This window comes from Sphingopyxis sp. OAS728 (assembly GCF_014873485.1).
GTDB lineage: Bacteria > Pseudomonadota > Alphaproteobacteria > Sphingomonadales > Sphingomonadaceae > Sphingopyxis.
In genome coordinates this window covers 2,505,944-2,519,278 of sequence record NZ_JADBDT010000001.1, presented here as the reverse complement: position 1 = coordinate 2,519,278, position 13,335 = coordinate 2,505,944, and the positions used below count along the sequence as shown (strand labels likewise).

Below are 13,335 nucleotides of genomic sequence, written 5' to 3'. Positions count from 1 at the left end.
CTGCGGCGCGCCCCGGTTCCATTCGCCCGGGCGCGCCGACCTTTTGTTTTTGAAAGACCATCCAATGACTCCAGGTTCGCGTTTCACCTGCATCCTCTTTGCCGTGCTGATCGGCGCTGCCGCGACCATCGGCCCGGCGCAGGCGAAGGAACGGCGGCCGAACTTGCTCGTTATCGTCGCCGATGATCTTGGCTATTCGGACCTTGGGGCGTTCGGGGGCGAGATTCGGACCCCCAATCTCGACAAGCTCGCATTGAACGGCATCCGCCTCGCGGGCTTTCACACCGCGCCGACCTGTTCGCCGACGCGTTCGATGCTGCTGTCGGGCACCGACAATCACCGCGCCGGGCTCGGCACGATGGCCGAGATGATCCGCCCGAACCAGCAGGGGAAGCCGGGCTATGAGGGCTATTTGCGCAGCGATGTCGCGACGCTCGCCGAACGGCTGGGCGCGAGCGGTTATCGCACCCTGCTGTCGGGCAAATGGCACCTTGGCCTGACCCCCGAGCAGGACCCGCATGCGCGCGGGTTCGAGCGCAGCTTTGCCCTATTGCAGGGCGGGCACAATCATTATGGCACCGACATCAAACCCGAAGTCAGCCCCGGTACGCGCGGGATCGCGACCTATCGCGAGGATGGCAAGGTCGTCGCGCGCCTGCCCCAGGATTTCTATTCGAGCGATTATTTCGCGACACGCCTGATCGACTTCCTTGGCGAGCGGCCGGTGAAAGGGAAAGGCCAACGGCCCTTCTTTGGCTATCTGGCCTTCACCGCGCCGCATTGGCCGCTGCAAGCTCCGGCGGAGGACATTGCGCGCTACAAAGGGCGCTACGACGAAGGCTTCGACGTGCTGCGCGAGCGCCGCATTGCACGGCAGCGCGAGCTCGGCATTCTAGCGCCCGACGTGACGGCGCACACCCCGCGCAATCGTGACGGCAGTTGGGATAGCTTGACCGCCGACCAGCAGCGGCTCGCCGCGCGCAATATGGAAATCTATGCCGCGATGGTCGACCGGCTCGACCAGAATGTCGGTCGCGTGATCGAAACGCTGCGCGCGTCGGGCGAACTCGACAACACCGTGATTATCTTCCTCGCCGACAATGGTGCCGAGGCGCTCGACATCGAAACCACGGGTGCGCAGATGCTGGCGAGTTCGCTTAAGGGCGCCGACAACGGCTTCGCCAACCGCGGTACGGCGTCCTCCTATCTGACCTATGGCGCGGGCTGGGCGCAGGCGGCAACGGCACCGTCGTGGCTGACCAAAGGCTATCAGAGCGAAGGCGGAACGCGCGCGGTGGCATTCATCAGCGGGGCAGGCATTGCGGCGCGCAAGGGCGCCGAGACGCAATATCTGTCGGTCACCGATATCGCGCCGACCCTGCTCGATCTTGCGGGTGCCGATGCAAAGGCGACCGAGGTCGCGGGGCGCAAGGTCGTGCCGATCACCGGCCGGTCGTGGGCGGCTTGGCTCAAGAACGCCGACGCTCCGGTCTATGGCGCCGACGATGGCGTGGGGGCCGAGCTGTTCGGGTCGCGCGCCTATCGCCGCGGCGACTGGAAGCTCACCGATATCGGTGACGGTATCTGGCGATTGTTCGACATCGCGCGCGACCCGGGCGAGACGCGCGACCTGTCGCTGGCGCATCCCGATCGCAAGGCCGAGCTGGCGGCAGCTTGGGATCGCTACGCACAGGACGTGGGCGTGGTCCTTCCCGACGCGATTCCCTATCGGCCATAGGTCGTGCATATCATGCGTTTCGGCGCGTCAGGACTTGTCAATCATATCAGTTGAGTTACTTTCAGCGTTCCGGGACGTATTTCCGAATCGAACGACCGAAAGGACTGCTCATGGCCACGCAGCTGAACACCCCCGACCTGTTCGAGACCGCGCAATCGCTCGGCGTGTCGATTTCGCCTTCGACCCCGACGATCGGGGCCGAGGTCAGCGGGCTCGATCTCGGCCGACCGCTCTCTTCCGAAGAAGGTGATCTGCTTCGCGCCGCGTGGCTTCGTTTCAAGGTCGTCTTCTTCCGCGATCAGGATATCAGCCACGAAAGCCACGTCCGGCTCGGCCGCCTGTTCGGCGAACTCGAAGGCCATCCGGTGATCCCGTCGGTCGAGGGTTATCCCGAAATCCTCAGGATCGAAGGCGTCGAGGGTGTCCAGCTCACCGCCGAGACGGTCGCGCCGTTCCAGGCGTATAACAAATGGCACACCGATGTGACCTTCCGCGAGCGGCCGTCGATCGCCTCGATCCTGCGCGCGCGGCACCTGCCGCCGCTCGGCGGCGATACGATGTGGGCGGACACCGTCGCCGCCCATGCGGGCTTGCCGCAAGCGGTGAAGGACCGCATCGAAGGACTCGAAGCCGAGCATGATATCGTGCGCAGCTTCGGTGGCCGCGTCACCGAGGAAAAGCGCGCGCAGCTTGCGCGTGACTTCCCGCCGGTGCGTCATCCCGTGGTGCGCTCGCATCCCGAAACGGGCGAGAAGATCCTCTACGTCAACTACACCTTCACCAGCCGCATCGTCGGCGTGAGCGAGGAGGAGAGTGACAGCCTGCTTCGCCTGCTGTTCGACCGGATCAAGGTGCCCGAATATCAGGTGCGTTTCCGCTGGACCCCGAACGCGATCGGCATCTGGGACAATCGTTCGACGCAGCATTATGCCGTCGGCGACTATTGGCCCGAATATCGCGCACTCGAACGTGTGACGGTTGCCGGCGATGTGGTAACGCGATGAGGATGATCGAGGCGCAACTTCATTCGCCGCGCCCGCGCTTCCGCACCGCGACCCGCGTGGCGATCGTCGGCGCGGGTTTCTCGGGCACCTTGCTCGCGATCAACCTGCTCGAACAGCCCGATGTCGAGGTGCTGCTGATCGAGCGCGACCGGCACCGCATGGGCGCCGGCGTCGCGTACAGCAGCACCGAAACTTCGCACCTCCTCAACGTCCGCGCGGGCAATATGAGCGCCTTTGCCGACCGGCCCGACCATTTTTGCGAGTGGCTCGCCGCGCGCGGGCTCGGCTGCGAGGCGGCGTTCGTGACGCGTGCGACCTATGGCCGTTACCTGCGCGAGACGCTTGGTCAGGCGATGGAGAAATATGGCCGCCGGCTGAAGCTCGTCGACGACGCGGTGCTCGATATCGAAGAGCGGGGCGGACAGGTCACGCTCGGGCTCGTCAACGGCGGCTTGATCGAGGCCGACCGCGCGGTGCTCGCGATCGGCAATCTGCCGCCGCACGATCCGCCCGCGATCGAGGGCGCGCATTTGCCGTCGCATCGCTATATCGGCGATCCTTGGGCGAGCGCATTCGAGGACGGGCTCGACAAGCAGGCCCCGGTGCTCATCGTCGGCACCGGGCTTACTGCGATCGACGTGATCCTGCGGCTTGTCGCGCATGGCCACGAAGGGCCGATTACAGCGCTGTCGCGCCGGGGGCTGCGGCCGCATCGCCATGTCGACGGATTGCCGCGTCCCAAGCCGGTGCTTGCCAAGCCCGCGCCCGATCTTTCCGAACTCGTGCGCTGGGCGCGCGACGAGGCGAAGGAGCGCGACTGGCGGCTTGTCGTCGATTCGATCCGTCCGATCACGCAGATGATGTGGTCGGCGGCCGACGCCGACAAGCGTGCGCGCTTTCTGCGGCACCTGCGTCCCTTCTGGGACGTCCATCGTCACCGCCTCGCGCCCGAAGTCGCCGACCGGATCGACGCGCTCATCGCGTCGGGGCAGCTGCATTTTCGTGCCGGCAAGATCGCCGATGTCGCGGTCGAGCCCGATGCGCTCGCGGTTTCGTGGTTTCCGCGCGGCGAAGCCGAGCGCACGACGTTCCGCGCCGCGCGCGTGATCAATTGCACCGGGCCGCAGGGCGACCTGCTGCGCTCGTCGGATCCCCTGATGAAGCGCCTGCTCGGCGCGCGGCGCATCCGCCCCGACGCGCTGCGCCTCGGGCTCGATATCGACCGCGACGGCCATATCGTTGATGCGTCGGGCCGATCGTCGGAGCATATTCTGGCGATCGGGCCGATGACGCGTGGCGATTTGTGGGAAGTTGTCGCGGTGCCCGATATCCGCAACCAGGTCAGCGCGCTCGCGCGCCGCCTCGTCAACGCGCATTGGACGGGCGGCGAGGGACTTTAGGCTCACCCCCGCAAAAAATTTCTCATTGTTGCATCCACCAAGGCGTGCGGTGCCGTCTAGTGTCTGACTGGCCCAGCGCCGGTCCGGGCGGCGGTTTCGCGCGGCGGTTGGTATGTGCTCCCCGGCGCAGATCATCCCCGCCTTGCCGGAGGCCGCCGCCTGTGGTTTCACCATGCCCCGGTGGCATGAAGGAGAGAGATTTCGATGGACCTGATGATCACGACGGCTGCCGCCGCCACCGTCGCGACCCCCGCGGCGCCGCCCGCCGCGACGGTGACCGTACCCGTTGGGGCCGCGCAATCGATAAGTCCGGCCGATGTCGCCTCCTATATCGACCCGCGCGACATCGCTTCGTTCATGCCTGCCCCGCCGCCGACTACCGAACTGGTCGCGATCAGCGACAGCTTTTTCGGGTGGCTCGAAAACATCACGATGGTCGCGCTGTTCATCGTCGGCTTTTTTCTGCTCGCGCGATTACTCCATGCGTGGATGCTGCATCGGTCGATCCGCCGCGCGCTCGAGGCGAAATCCGACGCGGTCAGCCCGCTGATCGACAAGCTCAACAAGCCCTATGAACATCTCGGCTGGCAGGGCGGGAAGGAAACCGCCGGCGCCGGAGACGACCGTAACGCGCTTGTGCTGCTCGCGCTTGGCCTCGCTATGGCAGGTTTCGGACTGATCCAGGGCAATGAGCAACTTATCCGCACTTCGGCGGGCGCTGCGCTGTTCCCCGCCTTCGTCGGCATCGCGCTGCTCATCCGTCGCCGCCTCGCGCGGGCCGCGGCTGCCGAGGAGCGCGCCGCTGCGTGATGAGGGTTGCGTCGATGAAGATTGGGCCCTCAACCAGCGTGTCGCCGGGGGAGATCGTGCCGCTTTCCAGCTCCTCGTGCTGCGGCACGAGGGGCGATTGCGCGCCTTCCTGTCCCGCGCCGCCGGATGCGACGCCGACGATCTGGCGCAGGAAGCTTTCGTCCGCGCGTGGCAGCGCGCGGGCGAATATCGGGGGCAAGGGAGTTACGCGGCGTGGATCATGGGGATCGGCTGGCGGCTGTTCCTCGATCAGCGGCGCACCGCGAGGCGACGCGAGGGGCTCTTGGGAGGAGAAGACGCCGCCAGCTCGACCGATCCGCGCCCGGCGAGCGACGCCGCGATCGACGCCGACCGGCTGCTCGGCGCCCTGTCGCCGCAGGAACGTGCCGCGCTTACCCTATGCTTCGGCCATGGCTGGTCGCATGGCGAGGCGGCTGCGATCATGGGCTTGCCATTGGGCACGCTCAAATCGCTGGTCTTGCGTGGGCGGGCAAAGGCGCAGAAGATGATCGGCGAAGGAGCGGACGCATGACGGCGCCGGACGATCGGGACATCGACGCGATGCTGGCCGCCATGCTGGCGCCGCCCGAGCGGCCGGGCGATCGCGGCTTTGCGGTTGGCGTCGCTCGCGCGATCGATGCGCAGGCGGCCTATGCTCGTGCCCGCCGGAGTTTCTGGCGGAGCTTCGCGTTCGAAGCGCTGGCGGTCGGCGCGCTGCTCGCGGCCTTGTGGCTGCTGTCGTCGGCCCCCTTGCTGGCGCCGCTTGCCGGGCCGGCGCATTGGGGACTCGCGCCGCCGCTGCTGCTTGTCCTGCTGCTGTGGTTCGGGACGCAGCGCTGGCGGCAGGCCTAGTGCGCCCGAATGCTTAGCTGGTCGGCACGTCCTCGCCGTCGATGCCCTGATATTTGAGCTGGAGATAGCGTTCGCGCGTCGCGAGCTTGTCGAGTTCGCCCGCCGCGAGGCTGCGCGCGGCGTGGCCGATTTCGCTTTCGAGCGTCTTCAGTCCCCCGACAAGCGTCTCGTCGGGGGTGCGGCCGGCATGCGCTTCGCCGCGCAGGCCCGCCGGGATGCGCTGATAACCCGCGACGAGCTCGGGCAGGTCCTCGCCGACGAGCTTGCGGATATTCGCAGCGGCGGGGCTCGCCGCGTCGAGCGTCTGGAGCTGCGGCGCGAGCAGGTCGAGCTGGACGCCGATGCCGTCGACGAGCTGGCGCGCGGGAGCGGGGAGCGCGGGGCGCTGCGCCTCGAGCCAGATTTCGGTGCGGCCGGCGAGCTGCTTGAGGTCGGCCTTCGGCAGGTCGGCCTGGCGCGGCTCTGGGAAGGGGGTGCGACCGAACAGCACCGCGACGCCGATCAGGAGGATAAACAAAGCGAGCAGCCCGGTGAAGCCCAGCGGCTGGATCAGCGCGCCGAAGACCGCGGCGCCGATCAGCACGATGCCGCCCGCGATCAGCACGCGGCCAAGCTTTTTGTAGAGATGCTGGCGGCGCAGCGCGACGCTCTTTGTCCCGATCGGGCGGCGGCGCTCGCGCGACCGTTCGATCGCCGAGGCGGCCGAAACCCGGATCTTGTCGACTTCGCTCATGCTCATGATGTGCCTTAGCCTTCGAGCGACGCGAGCGGGCTGTCGGCGCCGCCCACGCTGGCCTGCGCCTGGCTCGCACCTTCGGCGCGCGCGATATAGCCCTTCGATTTCGCGACCTCGCCCTCGAGCGTGTTGACGGTGGTCTTCATGCTGTCGAGCGCCTTCAGCTTGAAGGTGTCGATCGCGTCCATCGTGTCATAGATATTCTGGAAGGCGCGCTGGAGCGTTTCCATGGGGATCGTGCTCGACGCCGCCTGTTCGTGGATGCGCGCGGTGTTGTCCTTCAGCATCTTCGACGTGCCGTCGATGATGTTCGCGGTCGTCGTGTTGAGGGCGGTGATCTGTTCGAGCACGAGCTTCTGGTTCGTCATCGCCTGCGCGACGGTGATCGCGGTCTTGAGCGCACCGACGGTTGTCGTGCTCGCGCGGTCGACGCCCTTCACCAGCTCGACATTATTCTTTTTGACGAGGTCGAGCGCGAGATAGCCCTGCACCGTCACCGCCATCTGGGTGAGCAGGTCCTGCGTCCGCTGGCGCGCGTAGAAAAGTGCATTTTCGCGGATGACCTTGGCCTTGGCGGGGTCGACGCCGTCGAGTTCGGTGGCCTTGGCTTCGAGCTTCTCGTCGAGCGTCTGGGCGATGTGGACCATCTGCTCAAGCTTGCCCATCGATTCCCACAGCTTGCGGCGTTCGACGTCGATGGCGGCATTGTCCATCAACAGCTCGTCCTTGCCATTGGCGAGCGCGGTCAGGATGCCGCCGATATGCGTCTGCGCGCTGCGATATTGCGCGAAATAATTGCCGACCTTGCCGCCGAAAATCTTGTCGAAAAAGCCACGTTTCGACAGCAATTTGCCGTTCGCCGACGGGTCGAGCCGCTCGACGGTGTTGCGCAGTTCGATGAGGTTCTGGCCGATGTCGGTATCGCGATCCATGGCCTTGATCGGGCGGTCGAGGAAGCGGTTCGACTGGTTCGCCGCCTCTAGCATTTCCTTGCGGCCCATGTTGGTGATCTGGTCGACCTTCTGGCCAAAGGCGGGCGAATTGACGTCCTGCGCAACGAGGTCGTCGATAAAGCCGTCGACGCGTTCCTCCAGCTTCGATTTCTGTTCGGTCGACAGCGGGACCAGGCCGGCGGCCTTTTCGGGGGCAACCACGGGTACGGGATCGGGCGGCGTCAGCTTCAGCTCGTCGGTTGCGGTCGCCGTCGCAGTCAGTTCGCTCATTCGTCTTCCTTCCAGCCCCTTACCACTTGCCTATATGGCATGCGTATCTGTGTTATTCAAGCACCACACCCTGTCCCGACCGCAGCGCCGGCGCGATCCAAGCGGACAGGATCAGTTGCGCCATATGATAGACGAGGATCGGAACGAGCACCATGCCGGCGATGGCCGGCGGGAAAAGGGTCGCGGCGAGCGGCGCGCCGACCGCGATGCTCTTTTGCGCGCCCGAGAAGAGCAGGGTGATGCGGTCGGCACGCGCGAGCTTGAGCAGCTTGCCCAGCGCCCAGGCACCGCCGAAGGAGAGCGCGAGCAGCGCCGTGACCGCTGCAAACACGATGGCAATCTCGCGCCCGTCGAGCAGGCCCCAGATTCCCGCGACGACCGCAGCCGAGAAAGCGACATAGACCGCGATCGCAATCGCGGTGCGGTCCATGAAGGTCGCGAGGCCGCGATGCGCGAGTACCCATGGCCGCAGCGAGCGCTGGACAAGCTGCCCGGCGACAAAGGGGACGAGCAGGATTGAGACAATACGCAGCACCGCCTCGCCATGAATCTCGCCCTCGGCGCCGGCGAGTAGCGCGAAGAGCAAAGGCGACAGCGCGACGCCGCTCAGGTTGAGCAGCGCCGCCGCGACGACGCTGGCCGCGACATTGCCGCCGGCGAGGCTGCTCGCCGCGGTCGCCGACTGGACGGTCGACGGCAGGATGCCGAGGAAAAGGAAACCGAGCGCGAGCGTCGCGGGGAGCAACGGCGCCGTCGCTGCCTGCGCGGCGAGGCCGAGCATCGCCATGAAGCCGAAACAGAAAGCGAGTGCGCTCCCCTGCAATTTCCAGTTGCGGATGCCGTGCAGCACCTCATCGCGCGGCAGGCGCACGCCGTTGAGGAAGAAGAGAAAGATGATCGCGGCTGTGGAAGCGCCTTGCGCAATCGGCACCGCCGCGCCGCGTACCGGCAGCAGGCTCGCGAGCAGGATCGTCGCGAACAGCACGGGGACGAAACGGTCGGGGAAGATGCGGGACAGCATTGATACGAGCGATGGCGGCGCGACGCGCGCTTGGCAAGGCTGCGCGAGACGATAGAGAGGCGCCATGGCCCATATCCTGATCCTCGCCGCGCTGCCCGAAGAGGCCGATGCGCTGTTTCCCGGCACCGGCGAACGCGTCGGCGGACTGTTTGCCGAACGACGGCTGGTGGTTGGCGGCCACAGCCTAACTGTCGCAACCTGCGGGCTGGGTAAGGTCAATGCGGCGCTGTGTGCGGGCACGTTGGTGGGCGAGGCCGATTTGCTGCTGATGACCGGCACCTGCGGTTCGCTCGGCGCGGCGCCGGGCGCCTATTGGCTCGCTGAGGCGCTGCAGCATGATTATGGCGCCAACCAGCCCGGCCTCTTCCGTCGCTATCGCGCGGGCGAATGGCCGATAGGCGAGGCCGGAGAAGCGCATTTTTCGGCAATGTCCGACCCCGGACTCGGACTTCCGCACGCGCGGATCGCGAGCGGGGACAGCTTCGTCGCGTGCCCCGATGCGGCGGCCGATCTCGCCGGTCTCGGCGCGACGCTCGTCGACATGGAGGTTGGCGCAGTCGCACAAGTCGCGGCGCGGCTGGGCAAGCCATGGGGCGCGATCAAGGCGGTTACCGACGAGGCGAATGGTGACAGCGCCGGCGATTTTCACGCCAATCTCGTGCGCGCGGCGCGGGTCGCGGGGCAAGAGGTCGAGCGACTGGTCGTCATGATCTAACCGTTCCGCGCGTCCCGCGCTTGTGATAGGCTGGCGCCCTAACGACCGAGGGAGAGACTCGCGATGCGGTACCGGTCTTCACTAGCCATACTCGCCGCCTGTGCGGTTTTTGCGGCGCCGATCGCCTTCGCGGCGGGCGGCGGCGGTGGTGGAAGCAGCGCCCCGCCGAGCCAGAGTGCCTACGACCCGACGGTCGACTATCAGAAGGGCGCCGACGCTTTTGCTTCGGGCAAATATGACGAGGCGGCAAAGGCATTCAAAAAGGTGGTGTCTGCGGTGCCCAAGAACCCGCAAGCCAATTATCTGCTCGGCGCGAGCTATATGGCGCAGGGCGATTTATCGCGCGCGGTGAAGCCGCTCGAAACGGCGGTCCGCTACGACGAGAAGATGGTCGACGCGCGGCGCGACCTCGGCATCGCGCAGGCGAAACTCGGCAAGGCCGAAAAGGCCGACGAGCAGCTCGGCGCGTTGAAAGCGATGCAGGAAGGGTGCGCGGGGACCTGCGCCGATTCGGCAAAGCTCACCGACGCCATCGCGAAGCTCCAGGCGGCGATCGCCGCGGGGCCGCAAGCGCAAAGCGCAGTCGAGCCCGAGGTACGGCTGGCGGCAGCGGAAACACTGGATGCGACTTATGTCGCGGCGGTCGGCCTGATCAACGAGCATCGTTATGAAGCCGCCATCGCCAAGCTCGATCAGGCCTTGTGGGCGGCGGGTCCGCATCCCGATGTGCTCACCTATCTGGGCTTCGCGAACCGCAAATTGAAACGCTATGACGCGGCCGAGACCTATTATCGCGAGGCGCTCGCCATTGCGCCGGAGCATCGCGGCGCGCTCGAATATTATGGCGAGCTGAAGCTTGAGCGGGGCGACGTGGCGGGCGCGAAAGCGCATCTGGCAAAGCTGGAGGCGATCTGCGGTTTTGGCTGCCACGAAGTCGACGAACTCAAGCGCTGGATTTCAGCGGGGCGCTCATCCGTAAGCTAATCGCGTTCGCGGCGCTGCTTTTTGGCGTCGCGGCAACGCGCGCCGATCCGCCGCCGGTGTTCGAACAATTGCGCTGGACCGCGCCGGGGTCCGAGCAAGCGCTCTTGTCGGAGCAGCCCGCGACCTGCCTTGCCAGCAACATGCCGTTGGTCCGGAGCGGCCGCGCCCTGTTCGGGGCGCCGACCTTGCTTGGTGGTCAGGCGGCGAAGGCGGGGCTGAGCTGCGCAAGCTGCCATATCAACGGGCGCAACAACCCGCATTTCCTGCTCGCGGGTGTGTCGGAGGCGCCGGGGACGGCCGATGTCACGAACAGTTTCTTCAGCGCGGCGCGTGGCAACGGCCAGTTCGACCCCGTCGTCATTCCCGATCTCGCGATGCCGGGAAAGGTATCGCGCGATCCCGATACGCGCGCGCTCGAAGCCTTTGTCCGCAACCTGATCGTCGAGGAATTCGGCGGACGCGAGCCGACGCCCGCCATGCTCGACGTGCTTGCCGCCTATGTTCGCGCAATGCGTACCTGCCCGGCGGGACAGAGCGTCGAGCGGCGTCTAGGCGATCAACTTGCGGCTATCGACGACGGGATCGCGGCGGCGCAAATGATGATCGATCGCGCCGATCCCGAAGGCGCGGCGCTGTCGATCGCGGCGATGCGCCACCAACTCGGACTGATTGCCGAACGCTATACGGGAGCGGGGTTGGCGCGTGAGCGCCAAGCGCTGCTCGCGGCGTCGCGCGCGTTGCAGGCGATCGGCGATGGCGACCCGGCGCGGATCGGCCCGGCGCTCGTGCGCTGGAAACGCGAATTCGACAAGGGGCTCGCAAAACGGCTGCGCCGAGCGGAGAGCCGTTCGCTGTACGATGAAAAACGCTTGGCGGAATCGCTGCGCTAGCGCGCGCCCTCGGCAATCATGTTGCGCCGCAGCACCACTTCTGTTAGGGGCGCGGCGTTTCGCGGCGCTCCGGGCGCTGCCCCCTTCCATCAAGGCTCTTTCCGCATGTCTTTGCGCAATATTGCGATTATCGCACACGTCGATCATGGCAAGACGACCCTCGTCGACCAGCTATTCCGCCAGTCGGGTACCTTCCGCGACAACCAGCGCGTCGAAGAACGCGCGATGGATTCGAACGACCTCGAAAAGGAACGCGGGATCACCATCCTTGCGAAGTGCACCTCGGTCGAGTGGGGCGAAGGCGCCGACCAGACGCGCATCAACATCGTCGACACCCCGGGTCACGCCGACTTCGGCGGCGAGGTCGAGCGCATCCTCTCCATGGTCGACGGCGTCATCCTGCTCGTCGACGCGGCCGAAGGCCCGATGCCGCAGACCAAGTTCGTGACCGGCAAGGCGCTCGCGCTCGGCCTCAAGCCGATCGTCGTCGTCAACAAGATCGACCGCAGCGACGCGCGCGCCGCCGAAGTGCTCGACGAAGTGTTCGAACTCTTCCTCGCGCTCGAAGCGAATGACGAACAGCTCGACTTCCCGATCCTCTACGCCTCGGGCCGCGGCGGCTATGCTTCGGAAAGCCCCGACGCGCGCGAAGGCACGCTCGAGCCGCTGTTCAAGACGATCGTGTCGCACGTCCCGACCCCGGGCCTCGACGAAGACGCGCCCTTCACCTTCCTCGCGACCTTGCTCGACCGCGACAATTTCATCGGCCGCATCCTGACCGGCCGCGTCCAGTCGGGTACGGTCAAGGTCAACCAGCCGATCCACGCGCTCGACATGGACGGCAAGGTGATCGAAACCGGCCGCGCATCGAAGCTGCTCGCGTTCCGCGGGCTCGACCGCGTTCCGGTCGAAGAAGCGAAAGCGGGCGACATCGTCGCGATCGCGGGCCTGACCAATGCAACCGTCGCGAACACCGTCGCCGACACGAGCGTCAGCGAACCGATCGCCGCGCAGCCGATCGATCCGCCGACGCTGTCGATGCGCTTTGCGGTCAATGACAGCCCGATGGCGGGCCGCGAAGGCAGCAAGGTCACGAGCCGCATGATCCGCGACCGTCTGTTCCGCGAAGCCGAAACGAACGTCGCGATCCGCATCACCGAAAGCGCCGACAAGGACAGCTTCGACGTCGCGGGCCGCGGCGAACTCCAGCTCGGCGTGCTCATCGAAACGATGCGCCGCGAAGGCTTCGAACTCGGCATCAGCCGCCCGAAAGTGCTCTATGGCACCGACGAAAGCGGCGCGCGCACCGAGCCTTATGAAACCGTCGTCATCGACGTCGACGACGAGCATAGCGGCACGGTTGTCGAGAAGATGCAGATCCGCAAGGCTGACCTCACCGACATGCGTCCGTCGGGTGGCGGCAAGACGCGCATCACCTTCAGCGGCCCGTCGCGCGGCCTGATCGGCTATCATGGCGAATTCCTGTCCGACACGCGCGGCACCGGGATCATGAACCGCCTGTTCGAGAAATATGGTCCGCACAAGGGCCAGATCGAAGGCCGCAAGAATGGCGTCCTGATCTCGAACGGCAATGGCGAAGCGGTTGCATATGCCTTGGGCCCGCTCGAAGAGCGCGGCATCCTCTTCGTCTCGCCCGGCGAGGCGCTCTATGAGGGCATGATCATCGGCGAGAATGCAAAGCCCGACGATCTCGAAGTCAACCCGATGAAGTCGAAGCAGCTCACGAACTTCCGTTCGACGGGCAAGGACGACGCGATCCGCCTCACCCCGCCGCGCCGCATGACGCTGGAACAGGCGATCGCTTACATCGACGATGACGAGATGGTCGAAGTGACCCCGAAGAATATCCGCATCCGCAAGGCGCTGCTCGATCCGCACGAGCGCAAGAAGGCGTCGCGCAAGAAGGAAGCGGCGTAAGGATCAGGGGGCGGTCAGCGATGG

The 13,335-nt window shown here is 66.1% G+C and carries 13 protein-coding genes; 10 read left to right on the top strand and 3 right to left on the bottom strand.

From position 1 onward, the window contains the following. Window positions 1-64 precede the first annotated feature (64 nt). The 6 genes from GGC65_RS11750 to GGC65_RS11725 all read left to right on the top strand — a co-directional run bounded on the left by GGC65_RS11750 (window position 65) and on the right by GGC65_RS11725 (window position 5,804). Window positions 65-1,738, top strand: a complete 1,674-nt coding sequence (locus GGC65_RS11750; RefSeq protein ID WP_192647327.1) for an arylsulfatase — start codon at window positions 65-67, stop codon at window positions 1,736-1,738. A 110-nt stretch (window positions 1,739-1,848) separates the two neighbouring features. Further along, entirely contained in the window at window positions 1,849-2,742 is an 894-nt protein-coding gene (locus tag GGC65_RS11745) for a TauD/TfdA dioxygenase family protein (RefSeq protein ID WP_192647326.1), read from the top strand. A gap of 2 nt (window positions 2,743-2,744) precedes the next feature. Beyond that, entirely contained in the window at window positions 2,745-4,142 is a 1,398-nt protein-coding gene (locus GGC65_RS11740; RefSeq protein ID WP_192647325.1) for an FAD/NAD(P)-binding protein, read from the top strand. A gap of 204 nt (window positions 4,143-4,346) precedes the next feature. Beyond that, complete coding sequence (locus tag GGC65_RS11735; RefSeq protein ID WP_192647324.1) at window positions 4,347-4,952, top strand: hypothetical protein; 606 nt, start codon at window positions 4,347-4,349, stop codon at window positions 4,950-4,952. After that, window positions 4,861-5,484: an RNA polymerase sigma factor gene (locus GGC65_RS11730; RefSeq protein WP_225941135.1), complete on the top strand. Its 624-nt coding sequence runs from the start codon at window positions 4,861-4,863 to the stop codon at window positions 5,482-5,484. Before GGC65_RS11735 ends, GGC65_RS11730 begins: the two co-directional genes overlap by 92 nt. After that, window positions 5,481-5,804, top strand: a complete 324-nt coding sequence (locus tag GGC65_RS11725; RefSeq protein ID WP_192647322.1) for a hypothetical protein — start codon at window positions 5,481-5,483, stop codon at window positions 5,802-5,804. The genes GGC65_RS11730 and GGC65_RS11725 overlap by 4 nt, the downstream gene beginning before the upstream one ends. Before the next feature lie 13 nt (window positions 5,805-5,817). Here GGC65_RS11725 and GGC65_RS11720 read toward each other — a convergent pair whose 3' ends face one another. Genes GGC65_RS11720 through GGC65_RS11710 form a run of 3 tightly spaced genes read right to left on the bottom strand, consistent with a single transcriptional unit; the run spans window position 5,818 to window position 8,850 of the window. Continuing rightward, window positions 5,818-6,537, bottom strand: a complete 720-nt coding sequence (locus tag GGC65_RS11720; protein ID WP_225940788.1) for a hypothetical protein — start codon at window positions 6,535-6,537, stop codon at window positions 5,818-5,820. 14 nt (window positions 6,538-6,551) lie between these two features. Further along, entirely contained in the window at window positions 6,552-7,763 is a 1,212-nt protein-coding gene (locus tag GGC65_RS11715; protein WP_192647320.1) for a toxic anion resistance protein, read from the bottom strand. Between the two features lie 52 nt (window positions 7,764-7,815). Further along, complete coding sequence (locus tag GGC65_RS11710; RefSeq protein WP_225940787.1) at window positions 7,816-8,850, bottom strand: bile acid:sodium symporter family protein; 1,035 nt, start codon at window positions 8,848-8,850, stop codon at window positions 7,816-7,818. On the opposite strand from GGC65_RS11710, the gene GGC65_RS11705 reads away from it, so the two are divergent. The 4 genes from GGC65_RS11705 to typA all read left to right on the top strand — a co-directional run bounded on the left by GGC65_RS11705 (window position 8,849) and on the right by typA (window position 13,311). Beyond that, a complete protein-coding gene (locus tag GGC65_RS11705; protein WP_192647319.1) occupies window positions 8,849-9,499 on the top strand; it encodes a 5'-methylthioadenosine/S-adenosylhomocysteine nucleosidase in 651 nt (216 codons plus the stop codon). The genes GGC65_RS11710 and GGC65_RS11705 overlap by 2 nt on opposite strands. Before the next feature lie 63 nt (window positions 9,500-9,562). Next, on the top strand, window positions 9,563-10,483 hold the full coding sequence (locus tag GGC65_RS11700; RefSeq protein WP_192647318.1) for a tetratricopeptide repeat protein: 921 nt from the start codon (window positions 9,563-9,565) through the stop codon (window positions 10,481-10,483). A gap of 104 nt (window positions 10,484-10,587) precedes the next feature. Continuing rightward, window positions 10,588-11,373, top strand: a complete 786-nt coding sequence (locus tag GGC65_RS11695; protein WP_225940786.1) for a hypothetical protein — start codon at window positions 10,588-10,590, stop codon at window positions 11,371-11,373. Window positions 11,374-11,478: 105 nt separating this feature from the next. Then, window positions 11,479-13,311, top strand: a complete 1,833-nt coding sequence (typA, locus tag GGC65_RS11690; RefSeq protein ID WP_192647316.1) for a translational GTPase TypA — start codon at window positions 11,479-11,481, stop codon at window positions 13,309-13,311. Window positions 13,312-13,335 lie beyond the last annotated feature (24 nt).